A 15,356-nucleotide genomic window follows, 5' to 3' on the forward strand; every position below is an offset into this window, starting at 1 on the left:
TTCTAATTTGGGTTATTGATATATCTGTGTGATAGTTTCATTTCTATGTTCCGTTCGCCATCCTTCTCGTTCAATTCCAAAATTGCCCTGCGGTCTTCTGATAACGAAAATTTGGGCATTACATAAATAAACTTAACTGTTTTACCTTCTGCAATTTTTGAAGGTAGACGATGCTTGTAAATTGGCTCTTGATGTAAACGCTGTAAAGATTTTCTTTTCCCTTTTTGTCGAGTCTCGATGGATAGGTTTAAGAAATTCAAATCGTAATCCAAAGTAGAATTATTCTCAATCTGGATAACGAAGTAGAGTTCTTCTTTATCAAAAACAACATTTTCAACAGTCAAGACAATGCCTTGCGTTCGCTTCTTAATTCGACCGATACGCTGGTTTCTGTTAAGAAGATACGAGCAGAATTTTTGATAATAGTAGGTTCTGTTATCTATATTTTTTTCAGAAGTTACAACCTGAATCGAATCGGTTACTAATGGTTTTTCATTACCAATACTATTTGATAATGGAATGAAATAATTGAGCTTTGACAGCTGCTTTTTATATCTTACAATATACGAAAAAATTGCACCATTTCTATTGACTACCAGTAGATTACTTTCTTTCCCAGGCTTTGCCTGAAGTAATCCGAAATACTGTTCTTTTTCACGATTGTAGGTAAAGACAAAATTATCCGATCCCGTTATGCCCTGTCTTATGGGTTCTGGAAAAAATAGGGCTACATTTTTGGTATCGTTTGCGTAAATAGTGTCGAGCGACTGTTGCGCCATAATATGGGTTGCACAAAAAACCATCATAATTATCATATAAGTTTTCATAATAGTATCTTTTTATTATTGCCGATTATCGGCTTTGAGGATTAATCTGTAATTGTTTAGGACGGTTACTTTTACCCTTCGGTTGGAACGCCGAAATACTTGTGTAAGTCCACCCACTTGTGGAACGGTTGGGATATTGATATCGCCAATGACATCATCCAATACTTCCCTTGTTGCTTCCGCTCTAAAGTTATTCTCGACATAAATGCCCTCGCTTCCATCTTGCAAGTCAAAAGCTTTGAGCTTTGTTGGATGATGCTTGATATTTTCAATTTCAATAAGCGCGCGATTGGGCTGAAAACTGATAAACCCAAAAACTGATGTGTTTTTTGGCATAAGCTTACCGTTAACAGTTGCGGATTTCGTAAGCCGCATTCTTAATCTAGTATTTGCCGTTACGATTTGGTCGCCATCCACAACCACATAAATAGTTTCATCCGTATTGACTAACGTTGAAAAATCAATAGGTTTCGGCGATGCAGCAAAGAACAGTTGATGTTCTAGTCCTAACTCTTTGGCTTCAATTTTTTGTTCTCGTTTTAGTTCAGTAGAATCAATTTGACGGGTATTATTTTGAGCAACTTTCTTTTGCCCAAAGTTCTGATACTTCTTTTCAGAGTATTGAATCTTACCGGCATCATAAATACTATCTACAATGCGTTCTTTTTCACGTTCTGGAAGGTCAGGGTCATAGAACCCTAACGAGTCAATTAGCTTTTCGTCATAAATACTTGGCGCATTGGTTTCCCTTGCTTCCTTTAAATCGTTGATGGCATCCAGTTTGGAATCATACTCTTTTTGGTTTTCATCCAAATCGGGTACTAAGGTCTGTTCTAGATTATCATTTTCGCTTTCATCATCGCCCATAACCATCATAGAATAGGAAATCAGGAATATGAAAATCACAGCCAATACAGCTGCAAATACTATTTTGTTCTTTTCTATTTTCATAAGAGTTGTTTTTAAATGCCAATTACCCGCCCGACGGCAGGCGGTTCGGCTCAATTTTCATAGTTTATTTTTTTTAAGGTGTTCTCGAAGTAATCGGTAATCAACAATCCGTGGGGATTATTTGGGAAATTACGGTCAACCATTATCAGATTTCCCGTAGAAACCAACTCGTATCTATCGATAATAGTCCCTCTATTGATTTCAAAAATGGTGGTTGTTGTAAAGCTATACGAGCCTTTGTTTTCGGATATTTCGGAATCGATACTAACTACCTTTTCTACCAAAGAATACTGTAACAATCGGTTGTAGACACCATCCGCCTTTTTTTGTCGGTATAGATTATCCACAGAACTATTGCCGAGCCAAAGTGCCTTTTCTAGATTGCGTTCGTAATTACTGGCATCGATATTATAAAAGTAGTTGTGGAACAGGTCTAAATGTGCCAAAGCTTCAACCCTAAAATTTTCTTTTTGTGTAACAAGCTTCAGCGGAATAATACTGCCATCGGTATTGATGGCAAAAGCGCTATTAAGTGCTTCTTTATTTGTCTTGAATGCCATCCATAGGGAAATGGTGCTCGACAGCATTGCAAAAATGACAACTGCCAACACGATAAATCGGTTCAATTTTAGGACGGCATAGATGTTTTTATAGGGTGTTTTCATAGTTCTATCTTTAATCTGTCTTAGGCAGTAAATAATCTGAGCGTAAACGATGTGGCGCGTTTGTATAATTTGAATTTTAGAAAAACAATGAAACCTACCGACCCAAGCTGAACCACAGGTGCAAAAAAGCCCTGGCCAACATCTGTCCCAAAAAGGCTTGTCCAGAAGTTCGTATTGATTTCAGTATAGAGTGCGTTTACAAATACGTTGACCAAAAAGAAGGCTGGTACCAACATATAAACGGCAGCGTACAATTTGAAAAATGTGTAGGCAAGCGAGCGGAACTTTTCAAAAACGGCCAAACTTATAACCAACGGAAAGAAAGCTTGCATTATGCCCAATAAAAAGTAGCGTTCTGCAAGGAATAATGGGTAGATGAACAAATCCAGAATCCAAAGGAAAAGACTAATGATAAATGCAAATATTTTAAACCCGTAGAGTGGAGTAACCAGAGCTTCGTACAATAATGCCATTGCCGCCTGAGCGGCCTCTAAAAAATTAATTTCCTCTTCGATAGGAATATCCTGCATCTGTAAAGGCAATAAAGCGGGTGCTGTACCACGATATTGAGCTTCAATGGAAACCAAGATGCTATCAAAGAAGCCAAGTACTTGTGTCGAGAATATGACCAGAATAACTATTGCAAAATTCTTCATCAATTCCCCAGGACTCAATCCCCAAGTGTAGCCGTCCTTATCCGCAATACCTTCATTATATTTCTTTAGGATATTGACCAGAAAGAACAATACAGCAAGCGTTTTCATTCCTGCAATGGTATATTGCGAAAAGCTGCTGTTCTGTATGGTTTGAAATACCGCATCAACGTATTCCAGTCCAATCCCTAAAAGTATGGCTGCGGTCATTATTAGTATTCTGTTTCTCGGTTATTAATTTTATCCTGCATTTTTCTAAAAGAAATAATATCCTTGTAGCGTTTCGTTTTTGTTTGAATGTTTGAAACCATTTCTCTGGATTCCTTTTCTTTCTGTTTTAACACTTCGGCGCGTTCGGCATCGGACATTTTTAGATTATTACTGGATAATATTTCTCCCATAAAATCAACGGTGTCCAAAGAGTTTTGCACTATGGCGTCAAAGGATTGTGCAACCCGAGTAACTTCTTCTGGTTTGATGTAAGGCGAGTTCAGGATGTCTTGTAAATCGTTTTGCATTACATTGATAAGACGTTGATTGTTTTGTGCAATTTCCTCAACTGCTCTAAGTTGTTGAACAACACTAGATACTTTCTCTATGCTTTCTTTAGCATCTTTTAAAAACTGTACAGACTTAATCATTTGAGCCGTTTGTTTACCTGATTCTAAAAGCTGTTTTACCAAACTGATAAAGTTGGTATTGTCATAAGTGGGCATTCCCTGAGCTTTCATATTAAAGCTTAACAGTAATACCATTGCGAGTACTAAGATTTTTGTTTTCATAGTATTATGTTTTAGATGTGAATTCATTAATAGCCAATTCCATATCGTTAGTCTTTTCATAAATGGCCATTATGGCCTCGTTTTCTTGTCCATCGGTTAGGTAGGCTGCATACACTTCTTTTGGAACTTCAAGCCTAAAAATGTTACTTTCCTTTCCGATTTTGATAAACATTTCGGTGTACTTGCGTGGACCGGAAAGATTGTTCTTGATGGATTTTAATTGGTTTAAATCATGGCTAGAAAGATTGAGACGTTTGACCAATTCATCATATCCCTTTTCGTTATTAAGACTATAAATGACTTGGGTGTTTTCAAGAATACTCGCTGAAGTCGAATTGTTAGGCAGCTGATTGATGGACTGCAGAATAATCCCAATAGCGCCATTTTGTTTGCGAATGGCTTGATAGTAGAACTCTACGCTTTCGAGTACGTTATCAAACTTCAATTGCTTTGCAAACTCATCGAAAAGTATGATACCTTTTTCAGCTCTGTTTTTCCAAATCGTTCTTTGAATAGCTGACTTAATCAGCTTTAACATTACGGACAGAATTTCCTTATTGTCTTTGACTTCATCCAGTTCAAAAACAATCAATCGTTTGTCTTCGATTTTATAGGTTTGGTCTTCGCTGACTTCAAAAAGGAAACTATATAGACCATCGCCAACATATTCTGACATTACATGCAAAAAGCTTGTTACATTGAAATAGTCGGGGTGGATTTTCAAGGTGCTCAGAAGGTCTTTCTGATTCCTTTCTATAAAGTTATAGAAACCATCTAGGGAATGATTCTCAGAAGTACTGTTGTAATAATGACGCAATATTTTCTTTACGGAAACCGATTGTGCCTTGGTTACTTTTAAATCCGAAGCAAACAGTTCAAAAAGAAAGACTGATAAATCTTCTAACCGTTCTGGTGTGAGGTCATTTACATCACTAATATAAAATGGATTGATGCCTAGATTCTTTCCGCTTTCGTAGCGAAGCACTGTATATTTTTCAGGATATAACTTTGCGAATTTGGTGTAAGAACCACCTAAATCGATAATGACTAGGCGGACACCACTTTCAAAATACTGGCGTAGGATGTTATTCGCCAAAAAAGATTTCCCTTCCCCTGTTGGTGCAAAAATGGCAAAGTTCCGAGCTTTAATTCGTTTCTTCTTTTCGTCCCAAACATCTTTGAGAATGGGAATGTTATGTTCACGGTCGTTAAAGATGATTCCAGTATCATCGCTTTTGTAATTGGTGTTATTGATGAACAGGCAGAGTGCGTGTTTTAAATCGGTTACGTATAAATCGTTATTAGAGAAGTTGGATGAAAAGCAGCAGTAACTGTTCAGGATATAATTCTTTCGTTCTTCGCCTCTAGGGTAATAGGGAATAATATCTAGTTCCTTAAATTCAGTTTTGATTTTGGAACCGATTCGAGTTAGGTTTTCAGGATTTTTATCCCAATAGAGGATGTTTAAATGACCACGAATAATTCGGGCATTGTCATCAGCATTGATTTGGTCAAGGATATGCTGAATTTTTCCAAGTACTACTTTATTCTGAGAGCCGAAGTTGGAACTTTTATTGAGCTCTTCAATCTTTTTATCGAGCAGCTTGCGCCACTTCTGTTTATCATCCAAATACAAAATTTGATTGACGATATGGTTTTCATTAAGCGTAAGCCCTAGGCCATCAATAAACCCTTGATGAAACACAAAATCGTCAGAAGTGAATTTCTCGTTGGTCTTGCTACTCTGTACACTTTCGCCAAAGCACAGTTCGCTATTGATGGCAAGGGCATCAAAATGGTTTTCGCCAATATTGACGCTTTTTTTATCCAGTAAAATATCGGTGTCAAAGCCTTCGTTAAAGCCATTGAAATAGCCTTTGGTTAGATGTTGAATTTCCCTTTCATCAATCGGAAGGAATTCCATTTTACGACTGTTATTGATGAAGGAAACCGAATCGCTTACCGAGTTAACGAACCGTTGTACGTTATCATCTAGTTCCTGTACTATTCCTTTTGAAATGTTACGGAACGGATTCACATATTTTGAATTATTGAGTGCCTTGTTTTTGGTCAAAGTGAAGAACAGGTAACACTTATGTTCTATGTGTCCTCGACCTTTGAAATGCTCGTGGGTCGCTTTTTCTAAAAAGGTTGTATTCGGAAGCTTTTCTGAAGTGTATGTTTTCTTTAGGTAGATATCCTGTTTTTGAACCACCGTACCAACTGGTAAAGACTTCAGAGCTTGAAACCAAACACCTTGCATATCCTCAAAATCAGTTGACGAAAGCGAATAGATTTCCGGTAGATTCCCTTTGTAGCACAAAACCACGTTGCCATTATTGGCAAACACGATATTGTCTTGAATATCTGCGATAGGTTGATACGCCGAAAGGTTAATCTTGTTCATAATCAAAGCCAGAGTTTTGTTTATTACTAATAATTATTGGAAAGACTTTCGCCACCTGAAACAGTTGTGGATTATTTGTAATTCTTGTGAGGGTGATGTATAAAGCAGCATTGAAAATGGCGACACCTATAATCATCCCAAAGCTGAAAGAGAAGATGATGACCATTAATGATGCAAGTACTGATATCATCATTAGAGCAAACAAGGAAATGGGCAGCCCAAAAATGACCGCCTTTTTCCTGATGTTTTTATAGGTTTCGAACTTTTTCATAGTGCTTGGAAATTAAATCCCTCTTAGAGGGTTAGACTACGATTGAAATCAGATATGTAAATATGCCGACAACTGCACCTGCAATAAGGACGAACACAAGAACCCTTGTTATCCCTTTTTTAAGGTCTGCGTTTTCTCCAAAGAAGTGTCCTGCATTAAAAAGGAAACCTACAAGGAATATGACCCCTAAAATGATGGGGAAAATTGTTCGAATGGTATCAGAAACATCATTTACAGAATCTTCGATGCCACCAATTTGAGCAAAAAGCGAAGTGGATAGAAGCGAAAGAAATGATGCTAAATAGAGTGATTTTTTCATAATAAAATTGTTTAGATTTTGATGTTGTTTTCGTTAGTAGAAATTTACATATATTTGAACATAAAATACTGTAAATCAGTAATTTGTGAATAAAATATTATTTGATTCTATTTGAATTCGGTTGTTATTATTTAGCATCAAATCCTATGGATTTTTAAAGGGAAGTTGTTGGTAACCTGAAAATTGAAAATGAAAAAAGTGCTCAAAAACGTCAGTTTTATGATTTTGCTTCTGCAACTATGCATCATCTTTGGTCAAGACAGGAGTGCTCAAAAACGAATAATTATAGACGTTGGACACGGCGGAAAAGATTCTGGTGCAATTGGAATAAATAGCATCCAAGAAAAGGATGTTGTACTCAATATTGCAAATGCGATTTTGAAGCTAAATAAAGAATTAGATAAGCCTCTGGATATTTATTTGACTAGGTATACCGATACACTTATTTCTTTATCAGATAGAACCAAGCTGGCCGAATCACTAAAAGCTGATTTGTTTGTGTCGTTGCATTGCAATCATTCTGATAACCAAGAAGCGAGAGGGGTAGAGGTTTATGCTTCAAAGAAGCAAGGGGGATATTCTAAAGAATCTGTTTGGCTAGCATTTCAAATACAAGAAAAATTCAAAACCAAATTGGGTTTTGAAAGCAGGGGAGTGAAGTTTGCAAATTTTCAGGTGCTGCGGGAAACTATTGATAGTTGTGCAGCTGTGCTTTTGGAATTGGGTTTCTTATCTAATAAAGATGAAGGTAGTTATCTTTCAGAGGCTACGAATATTCAATTCATTGCCAGCATTATTTTACTATCAATACAAAACTAATAAACCTACTATTATGAAAGATATATTTTTAGAGTTAACCAAAAGTTTAAAAACGATTATAGTACAATTTATTTCAGAAGTGATTTTGTTATATAAATCCTTCAAAAGTTAGATTACTTCCGCTTGTCCCCAGCCTTAGTATCAAAAGCAATTAAGTTAAATAGTTCTCGCATCCTGCTACGAACCCGGTTTCCGTAGCGTTCTTCCAATTCTTCAGCATTGAGGTTAGTGGTAATATGGGTTTTGATGCTGTGTTTGGTATCAAGATAAAGTTCATAGCGTGAGAGTAATACTTCGCCCATTACGTTCAAATCTTTTCCATAAAATCGACCAGGTGGTTCAACGCCAAGATCATCGAAACAGAAAAACTTAGTGTTTCCGTATTCTTCGATAGTTTTAAACCCTAAATGGTTAAAACTGAAAGCTACATTTCTACACGGCATCATTTCGTAAGGTCGTTGCATTGGAACTATGTGTCTCAATAATTTCATTAACGTAGTTTTTCCACAGCCTACGGGACCGGAAAGTAGAATGCCTTTATCGATATCTATTCCATGCTTTTCACAATTGTCTTTGTCTTTGATGAAATAGTGGCAGAGCTTGCGAATTATTTCGAGGTCTTCATCGTAGATTTTAAATTTATCTCCAGAAAGTTGTTTCCCTTTAACGTTTAGATAAATCAGTATTTTCGGAAAATCGTATAAGACGCTTTTGCCATCAAATTTTCCTAGCGAATATTCTACACCACCTTCTGTGATTTTAGAGGGGTTGTGCATAGTCTTTATTTTTAGTGGTTCGCAAGTTGTCCTTGATTTGGGACGCTTGTTTTTTATTTGATTTGTTTTCCTCATGGAAAAGTTCGCTTCTATTCATCCAGTTGAGGGCTAAGGAACGCCAATCTCGAATTTCTTTTCCATCGCTAGTTTGCCAATTACGAGTTTCATAATGCTTGAAGAATTTTTTTCCTTCATCAGCATTAAAACTTTTTTCAATAAAAAAATCAATAACGGCCTGCCAGTCCTTTTCTTTTTTATTGTTTACTTGTTTGGTATTGTTTATAGTAGATACCAATACTTGTCCATCTATGGGACGGTGCGAGTCCACAGCTTGTCCGTATATGGGATGGTGCTGTCCCACAAGCGGTACCCCGTTGGGACGGTACTGTTCCGCAACCCGTTCTAATATGGGACTGTACCGTCCCATATCCGGTTCATCACTTGTCCCGATAATGGACATCTTGATTTTACTGCCCTTGTATGGATTGTTAGAAGGAAAGTAGCTTAGGTAGCCCCAAGCATCTAAATCGGTCACACATCTATGGTATGTGGATTTTGAGCCTATTTTAGACGCAAGCATCAAATCCCTGCGGTTCACGTAAAACTCATCCGCAAATCTAGAGCTGTTCCATTCTTGGAACAGCGCCATATACAAACTGATATGGGTAGGATTGAGCCGGTCATCAAAAAAGAATTTTTCAAAAGCCGCATTGAGTAGCTTTATATAGTTCATCGCCTAAGAATTAAGACCGTGCTGCACACGGTTGGCGGTCATTATCGTTTGAATTTCTTCGGAATCATAGTAAATGATTCCCCCAACTTTGGTATAGGGCAACGTACCATTGATACGAAGGTTTTGTAAGGTGCCTGGACTTACTTGCAATAAATCCATAACTTCAGAAGATTTAAGGTATTTCTTGAACTTTCCCTTGGCTTGATTGGTCAATAGTTTTTTAATGTCATCGAGCAATTCTAATTTGAATTCTCGGAGGTCGTCTGTTGTAATAATACTTGTTGGCATAATAGAACGGGTTTTAAAGAAAGGGACTATCTATGATTCAACTTTTAAATGATAGCCCCTGACCTGATTTGACTTTCGTTCTGCAAATTTGAATAGGTTTATCGGATTTTATTCCCCAGTACGACCGTACTACGGTTAAAATTTAACATTTTGAAATTTGGTATGTTCTGTAGTGTTTTGGAGTGTCATAAATTAGAAATCACACCCCAAATCATACTAAATTAACGAAGACAGGACCCAAAATTAAAAGACCGTAGGTCAACCGTACTACGGTCTTAGTTTAACATTTTTAAATTGAGGTTAAGGAAGTCATTAAAGGCTTATTCTTCGCTCTTTTTTATTTCGATTTGAAGTGCTATCGAAAGGTCGTCAAGAAAAAGAGTTCTACTATTTTTCCGATTTTTAATGTCCTGAAATGTTTTGTAAATGTCTTTTGGTTCAAAATCGAATACCTGCTGCAATCGCTTAGAAACCTGCATAATACCTTGCTTATCCCGTTTTCCTAAACCTTTTGCACAAAGCGCATAGACCAATTCAACCCAATCCGTATTAGAAAATGCCCAACGTATTTTTTTTAAGGATGTAGTTGAAGTTAAAAGACCGTTTGAACCATTCTGAATTCGAGTTTTTTTTTCATCCAGATAAATTATCAAAGAATTGAACGCCTTGAACTTTCCTAAAAGCATATCCCTAGGCGTACAAAATTCTGGGTCTTGAAAATAGAATTTCGAGGTAATAATGCGAAAAGTGTTTATGTGGTCTCTTGTATAATACTCTTTATCAAAATGAACGGCGTCTGAATTAATATAACGTCCAAAATCAATATTATATAAGAAGAAACGATTGAGCTTGTTGATTTTCTTTTTGATATACTTTAACTGATAATCTTTACCCGCCTTCGGGAACTGTGTTTCGAAAGAATGTATCTCTGAAAAATAAATTAGTGCTGTTAGCGGAATTTGTTTAGTTTCCTTGAAGAATATTATTTCGTCCTTGATGGTGTTAAATCCTTCTCTAAGAATTTCTTTCTTAAAGGTGCTAAGTAAACTGCTGCATAATGCGATGGATTGATATGCCCTTTCCAAGATGTCATCATTTTGAATTCTAATGTCATCCAAATCTTTTATTAGCTTTTTTGATAATAATTGTAAATTCATAAGTAGGCGTATTAAAATTGCAAAACATATAAACGTATTTTAATTGAAGGTTTTAAAAGGGTGTTTTCGAGATTTAAACTAGATTAAATCGCACCCATATTCTAAAAGAATCGAGTTTGGCAAGGGCTGTAATGGAATTCTTGATAATTTACTTTTTTAATAAAATAAAGGCAAGAAAATGTGCCGTACTTAATTACGGAATATACCGTATTTTTCTACGGAACTACAGTCCTTCATTGTAAATACTAGGATTGAAGTCTTTGATAGCTATGACGTTTTCTTCCGGAAACGTTTTAAAAATTCAGTTCTATTTTTTACATCAGTCTTTTTAAAGATATTGGAAGCGTGTTTTGATACGGTACTTTCTGCGATGAATAAGTCTTTAGCTATATTTTTGTAGCTCAAGTTACTTAGAATAGAAACTGCAACCTCGATTTCACGTCGGGTCAAATCTTCATAGATAATCTTATTCTTTATCAATTCGGTTCTTTGTTTTTTCTTTAGCACAAAAATTTGGTACATCCTGTTCTTGTTTTCGATAAAATAGAGATACCTGTCAATTTCTATTGTAGTTATGGCGTAAAATGCAATATTCATTACGCTGAATGTAAGCCATTGATAATCGCCAATCAGCGTGCAAGCAGGAAGCAGAGCAATACTTGATGCACCAATTAAGGAAAGTTTGTTCCTTCTTAAAATAACGGGCTTAGGGTTATTTGGGATTGAGATTCGACGATAGAAAATGACTAGAAAAATAAAGGCAATTATCGAAATAGGAATTGTAAAAAGAAGTCTTGCAGAGTTAAGATTATCCGTTATCAAATAGGGAATTATAAACAATACCAAAAAGCAACTGCTTACCATTATGCCAACATTCCGAACGGACGATTTGAAGGATAGAACAACTATATCATATTCTTTGTACAAGTGATAGATAATGTAAACGCAAAGGGCAATGGCCACGCTGTAGGTAACGATATATTGAAGAAAAATTGGACATGGTAAGCTATCAACTGGAAGAAAACCGCCTGTAATATTGTAGGCAATAAACAGAAAACCAAGAATGACAAAACGTTTTAGGCTACTACAAATTTGTTTTCTGGATGCGTAAAGTGCAAACAATACAATGAACGTATCTAGCAATAGATAGAAGAACGTTGTCCAATGTATCGATGTTCCAAACATTTATGATGTTACTAGTCATTACGCTCAAACTTGTTAGTTTCTAAGTTTTTTACAACATTGTTCCAATGAAATATTTTTCCGTTCATAGCAATATAAACATCTGGCTTTAGAAATTGTAGTGAGCTGATTGCATACCCTAAATTAAATGGGGCGTCTGTATTAGCAGACGACCCTAAAATGAAAGACCCAACTAAAATAATGGTTTTACCAAGATTGAGCTTTCCTATATATTTTGCGGTAACTTCCATTGTGAAAGTACCGTGTGTAATCAATACTTTGGTCGCATTAGTTCCAATTATCTTACTGATAAGCAATTCAAGGTCTTTCTCTACAATAGCGCGACTATCCTTTTTGAAGACATTTTCGATTGTGTATTCAAAGTCAACATTAGCATTTATTAAAAACTCTTTAATCGTAACGCTAGATTCAGTTAGTCCTTTATCATCAATATAATCCAACCCTTCAATGGTGCCGCCAGTTGTTAAAATCTGAATCATAATTGATTGCCTTTGTAATACTTATAAAGATAACCGAAATATTTTATAGTGGTTTTGATGGGGATTTAATGTGGTTATGTTTCAAGATTCAACATACACTATAATTAAAAATTAATAACACTATCCAAAGCATTATCGGCATCTTTGTGGATAAAGTTGGCTTGGTAGCTTATTGTTGTTTTCAGGTCGCTATGTCGGTAGAGTTTTTGAAGCATTTTAATTGGGATTTTGTCTTCGGATAGATTTCCAAAGCTGTGACGTGCAATGTGCATCGTTACTTTCTTTTTAACTTTTGCTTTCTTAGCAACTTCAACTAAGTATTTATTGAATTTTTTTGTAGCTGTTTTTGTCTTGGCATAAACATCCTTGGCATCGCTAAGGTCAGCCTTTTTCAATTCCGGAAAAACAAAATCGTTGTCGCTACGTTTTGTACTCTTATAATATTCTAAGATGGATAATGCCTTTTCAGGAATCTTAAGAGAAAGTAATTTTGAATTCTTATTCATTCTATAGTGCAATCTTTCGTCATAAATATCGGACCATCTTATTTCAAGAACGTCTGCGGCTCTAATACCGGCAAAATAAAAGCTGAATAACCAAATATTGCGAGCGTGGGTTTCATTATCTGTTAAATTTTTTACAGTTTCAAAAGCCACTACATCTTTTTTATTGAGTCCGATTTTTTCAGTTTCTGGAAACTTAATCCTAATCTTATCCGAACCGAATGGATAAAGTTTTCTATCCACTAAGTTCATTTTAATAGCCCTGTTGTAGATAGTTCTTATAACGACTAAGTTGTTTACTATTGACCTGTCAGAGAGCTTAAACTCTTTCTTTAAATAGATTTTGAATTTTCTTAAGAACTGCTCATCAATTTCGGGAAAAGTTAGTTGCTTACTTTTATTGAAGTTTATGACGTGATTCACACGAACTTTGTCTGCGGATAGTTGGGCAAGCTTATTATTTTCTTCAAGTTCAAAAAGAAAATCATTCGCTACATCATAAAAAGTACTTGATTTGGATTTGGAATAAAGAGACTCTTTAATCTGATTTGCTGAATAATCCTTTTTCTCAGACTGTAAATCCACAAGTGCTTTATTGACCTCTAATAATTTTGTTGCTAATAAATTATTCAATCTTACTGAATTAGTATTGGACTTTCTAACTCGCGATTTATTTTCATCCCAATCTTGCAAATCAACATAATGACCTATATAATGGTATGTAGATTTACGATTTTTTGTAATTCTTATTGCCAATGGGTACAGCCCTTCTTTATTTACCTTTTTTCTTACTACAATTTTTGCGTTCGATGCCATACCCTTGTAATTTAGATTATAAAGATAATCATTTTTGGTACAACATAGGTACAACAAATATTGATTTTAGATGATATTAAATGAAATCAATTAAAATTAAAATATTGTTAATCAATTGATTATAAGAGTAGTTAGTGAATTTTGGTGTTAAAATCGCTGGATTCAAAATCCAGTTCTTCGGAGTGCGGGTTCGATTCCCGCCTCGAGTACTAATTAACTATCAAATTGAATCAAAACCCTATAAATCGCAGTATTTATAGGGTTTTTCATTTTCTGACATATCATTTGACACCATCTAAACACATCTAAAAGGTGTCTAATTCGGTTGCACTAACGAGATATAATTTAGTGCAACCGAATTTATGTTAATAATCTTGTTTTCAGTATGTTACGTTGATGTGTTTTGATATTTATTTCCTATATTTAAGTATCAAAAATTTAAAAATAATGCAAGATTTGGTATCCGTATTGTTTTATATTCGAAAAAAAGGTACCAGTGACCCTACTATGGGCACTATTTACCTTAGAATTACGGTCAATGGGAAAAGAGCAGAAGTGAGTACTATGAGGAAGGTAGCTATATCTAGATGGAATGCAAAGGCTAATAAGGTGAAAGGATACTCCATAGAAGCTAGGCAAACCAATCGTCATCTAGACGTTATTAAAAATAGGATCTATGAGATTTATCAAAATCTATTACATGAAGATATGGACATTGTATCCGCAGCCAGTATAAGAGACGAATATGTAGGTATAAATAAAAATCAGAAACTAATTTTAGAACTGTTCGAAGAACATAATCTAAGAATGGAAAGGTTGGTGGGGAAAGATTTTTCTTTTAGGACGTTACAGCGATATAAGACTACTAAGAAGCATCTTGGTAGGTTTATGAGGACTAACTATGATTCTAATGATTATCCTGTGAAGAAGATAGATGTCAAATACGTCAACGGGTTCATCTATTTTTTAAAATCAGAACAAAATCTTTCGCATAATTCAGCACTGAAGTATGTTGCTTATTTTAAAAAAATCGTTCGGGTTGCTTATGCAAATGGATGGTTAGACAAAGATCCATTTTACAATTTTAAACTTCGACCACAAACTATCGATAAAGAATTTTTAAGCAATAATGAGCTTGATAAACTAATACAGAGTGATTTTTCTATCCCAAGATTAGAACATGTAAGGGATGTTTTCATTTTTAGCTGCTATACAGGTCTAGCTTATGTTGATGTTGCAAAACTTAAGGAAGATGACATTGTACTTGGTATGGATGGTAGACTTTGGATAAAAGTGAACAGGACTAAGACAAAAACATTAAGCAGTATTCCAATTTTACCCATTGCCGAGCAAATTATAAATAAGTACGCCAGCCTACCAAAGATTGATAATAAATTACTACCAGTATATAGTAATCAAAGAACTAACGGGTACTTAAAAGAGATAGCAGATCTTAGTGGAATAAATAAGAAGTTAACTTTCCATATGGCTAGACATACTTTTGCAACTACAGTAACTTTATCCAATGGCGTTCCCATTGAGTCGGTAAGTAAAATGTTAGGTCATAAATCTTTGAAAACTACGCAGCATTACGCGAAAATTTTGGACACTAAACTTTCTGAGGATATGAAAAATCTTAGAATTAGGTTTGAAAATGAAAATATACTATCAAATATAAACGGGTCTTAGAAAAAAAGAAGACTATTG

The 15,356-nt window shown here is 35.3% G+C and carries 17 protein-coding genes; 2 read left to right on the forward strand and 15 right to left on the reverse strand.

Features of this window, described 5'->3' with window-relative positions; translation table 11 throughout:
- Positions 1–2: 2 nt before the first annotated feature.
- From ACPF9A_RS11885 to ACPF9A_RS11920, 8 genes are read right to left on the reverse strand one after another with little or no spacing between them, the layout of a single operon-like run.
- Entirely contained in the window at positions 3–827 is an 825-nt protein-coding gene (locus tag ACPF9A_RS11885; protein WP_423997147.1) for a DUF4138 domain-containing protein, read from the reverse strand.
- Between the two features lie 15 nt (positions 828–842).
- Entirely contained in the window at positions 843–1,778 is a 936-nt protein-coding gene (gene traM, locus ACPF9A_RS11890; RefSeq protein ID WP_423997149.1) for a conjugative transposon protein TraM, read from the reverse strand.
- A 50-nt stretch (positions 1,779–1,828) separates the two neighbouring features.
- On the reverse strand, positions 1,829–2,443 hold the full coding sequence (locus ACPF9A_RS11895; RefSeq protein ID WP_423997151.1) for a conjugal transfer protein TraK: 615 nt from the start codon (positions 2,441–2,443) through the stop codon (positions 1,829–1,831).
- Between the two features lie 20 nt (positions 2,444–2,463).
- Entirely contained in the window at positions 2,464–3,306 is an 843-nt protein-coding gene (locus ACPF9A_RS11900; protein ID WP_339841511.1) for a hypothetical protein, read from the reverse strand.
- A 2-nt stretch (positions 3,307–3,308) separates the two neighbouring features.
- The gene (locus ACPF9A_RS11905) at positions 3,309–3,878 is read right to left on the reverse strand and encodes a conjugal transfer protein (protein ID WP_423997153.1); all 570 of its coding nucleotides are present in this window, start codon (positions 3,876–3,878) and stop codon (positions 3,309–3,311) included.
- Between the two features lie 4 nt (positions 3,879–3,882).
- Positions 3,883–6,285 carry a TraG family conjugative transposon ATPase gene (locus tag ACPF9A_RS11910; RefSeq protein WP_423997155.1) on the reverse strand — a complete coding sequence of 801 codons (2,403 nt, stop codon included), beginning with the start codon at positions 6,283–6,285 and terminating at the stop codon, positions 3,883–3,885.
- Positions 6,272–6,556, reverse strand: a complete 285-nt coding sequence (locus tag ACPF9A_RS11915; RefSeq protein WP_423997157.1) for a hypothetical protein — start codon at positions 6,554–6,556, stop codon at positions 6,272–6,274. The genes ACPF9A_RS11910 and ACPF9A_RS11915 overlap by 14 nt, the downstream gene beginning before the upstream one ends.
- Before the next feature lie 31 nt (positions 6,557–6,587).
- On the reverse strand, positions 6,588–6,875 hold the full coding sequence (locus tag ACPF9A_RS11920) for a hypothetical protein (protein ID WP_423997159.1): 288 nt from the start codon (positions 6,873–6,875) through the stop codon (positions 6,588–6,590).
- 189 nt (positions 6,876–7,064) lie between these two features.
- On the opposite strand from ACPF9A_RS11920, the gene ACPF9A_RS11925 reads away from it, so the two are divergent.
- Positions 7,065–7,694, forward strand: a complete 630-nt coding sequence (locus tag ACPF9A_RS11925) for an N-acetylmuramoyl-L-alanine amidase family protein (protein ID WP_423997161.1) — start codon at positions 7,065–7,067, stop codon at positions 7,692–7,694.
- Between the two features lie 113 nt (positions 7,695–7,807).
- On the opposite strand, the gene ACPF9A_RS11930 is transcribed toward ACPF9A_RS11925, so the two are convergent.
- The 7 genes from ACPF9A_RS11930 to ACPF9A_RS11960 all read right to left on the reverse strand — a co-directional run bounded on the left by ACPF9A_RS11930 (position 7,808) and on the right by ACPF9A_RS11960 (position 13,649).
- On the reverse strand, positions 7,808–8,470 hold the full coding sequence (locus tag ACPF9A_RS11930) for an ATPase (protein ID WP_423997163.1): 663 nt from the start codon (positions 8,468–8,470) through the stop codon (positions 7,808–7,810).
- Complete coding sequence (locus ACPF9A_RS11935; RefSeq protein WP_423997165.1) at positions 8,454–9,203, reverse strand: hypothetical protein; 750 nt, start codon at positions 9,201–9,203, stop codon at positions 8,454–8,456. Before ACPF9A_RS11935 ends, ACPF9A_RS11930 begins: the two co-directional genes overlap by 17 nt.
- Before the next feature lie 3 nt (positions 9,204–9,206).
- Positions 9,207–9,491, reverse strand: coding sequence for a helix-turn-helix domain-containing protein (locus ACPF9A_RS11940; RefSeq protein ID WP_423997167.1), 285 nt, complete (start codon positions 9,489–9,491; stop codon positions 9,207–9,209).
- 320 nt (positions 9,492–9,811) lie between these two features.
- Entirely contained in the window at positions 9,812–10,648 is an 837-nt protein-coding gene (locus tag ACPF9A_RS11945) for an RteC domain-containing protein (RefSeq protein WP_423997168.1), read from the reverse strand.
- A 267-nt stretch (positions 10,649–10,915) separates the two neighbouring features.
- Positions 10,916–11,470 (reverse strand): response regulator transcription factor, encoded by a 555-nt coding sequence (locus ACPF9A_RS11950; protein ID WP_423997170.1) that lies wholly within the window; start codon positions 11,468–11,470, stop codon positions 10,916–10,918.
- A gap of 374 nt (positions 11,471–11,844) precedes the next feature.
- Complete coding sequence (locus ACPF9A_RS11955) at positions 11,845–12,330, reverse strand: asparaginase domain-containing protein (RefSeq protein WP_423997172.1); 486 nt, start codon at positions 12,328–12,330, stop codon at positions 11,845–11,847.
- Between the two features lie 104 nt (positions 12,331–12,434).
- Positions 12,435–13,649, reverse strand: a complete 1,215-nt coding sequence (locus tag ACPF9A_RS11960) for a tyrosine-type recombinase/integrase (protein WP_423997174.1) — start codon at positions 13,647–13,649, stop codon at positions 12,435–12,437.
- A 447-nt stretch (positions 13,650–14,096) separates the two neighbouring features.
- On the opposite strand from ACPF9A_RS11960, the gene ACPF9A_RS11965 reads away from it, so the two are divergent.
- Entirely contained in the window at positions 14,097–15,338 is a 1,242-nt protein-coding gene (locus tag ACPF9A_RS11965) for a site-specific integrase (RefSeq protein WP_158975384.1), read from the forward strand.
- The last annotated feature ends 18 nt before the right edge of the window (positions 15,339–15,356 follow it).

This window comes from Maribacter sp. IgM3_T14_3, from assembly GCF_049603095.1.
Classification (GTDB): domain Bacteria; phylum Bacteroidota; class Bacteroidia; order Flavobacteriales; family Flavobacteriaceae; genus Maribacter.

Coding starts and splice junctions, on each gene's coding strand:
- ACPF9A_RS11930 (WP_423997163.1), bottom strand. CDS start 8,470: ATGCACAACCCCTCTAAAATCACAGAAGGTGGTGTAGAATATTCGCTA.
- ACPF9A_RS11965 (WP_158975384.1), top strand. CDS start 14,097: ATGCAAGATTTGGTATCCGTATTGTTTTATATTCGAAAAAAAGGTACC.
- ACPF9A_RS11895 (WP_423997151.1), bottom strand. CDS start 2,443: ATGAAAACACCCTATAAAAACATCTATGCCGTCCTAAAATTGAACCGA.
- ACPF9A_RS11900 (WP_339841511.1), bottom strand. CDS start 3,306: ATGACCGCAGCCATACTTTTAGGGATTGGACTGGAATACGTTGATGCG.
- ACPF9A_RS11945 (WP_423997168.1), bottom strand. CDS start 10,648: ATGAATTTACAATTATTATCAAAAAAGCTAATAAAAGATTTGGATGAC.
- ACPF9A_RS11940 (WP_423997167.1), bottom strand. CDS start 9,491: ATGCCAACAAGTATTATTACAACAGACGACCTCCGAGAATTCAAATTA.
- ACPF9A_RS11960 (WP_423997174.1), bottom strand. CDS start 13,649: ATGGCATCGAACGCAAAAATTGTAGTAAGAAAAAAGGTAAATAAAGAA.
- ACPF9A_RS11935 (WP_423997165.1), bottom strand. CDS start 9,203: ATGAACTATATAAAGCTACTCAATGCGGCTTTTGAAAAATTCTTTTTT.
- traM (WP_423997149.1), bottom strand. CDS start 1,778: ATGAAAATAGAAAAGAACAAAATAGTATTTGCAGCTGTATTGGCTGTG.
- ACPF9A_RS11885 (WP_423997147.1), bottom strand. CDS start 827: ATGAAAACTTATATGATAATTATGATGGTTTTTTGTGCAACCCATATT.
- ACPF9A_RS11915 (WP_423997157.1), bottom strand. CDS start 6,556: ATGAAAAAGTTCGAAACCTATAAAAACATCAGGAAAAAGGCGGTCATT.
- ACPF9A_RS11910 (WP_423997155.1), bottom strand. CDS start 6,285: ATGAACAAGATTAACCTTTCGGCGTATCAACCTATCGCAGATATTCAA.
- ACPF9A_RS11925 (WP_423997161.1), top strand. CDS start 7,065: ATGAAAAAAGTGCTCAAAAACGTCAGTTTTATGATTTTGCTTCTGCAA.
- ACPF9A_RS11905 (WP_423997153.1), bottom strand. CDS start 3,878: ATGAAAACAAAAATCTTAGTACTCGCAATGGTATTACTGTTAAGCTTT.
- ACPF9A_RS11920 (WP_423997159.1), bottom strand. CDS start 6,875: ATGAAAAAATCACTCTATTTAGCATCATTTCTTTCGCTTCTATCCACT.
- ACPF9A_RS11955 (WP_423997172.1), bottom strand. CDS start 12,330: ATGATTCAGATTTTAACAACTGGCGGCACCATTGAAGGGTTGGATTAT.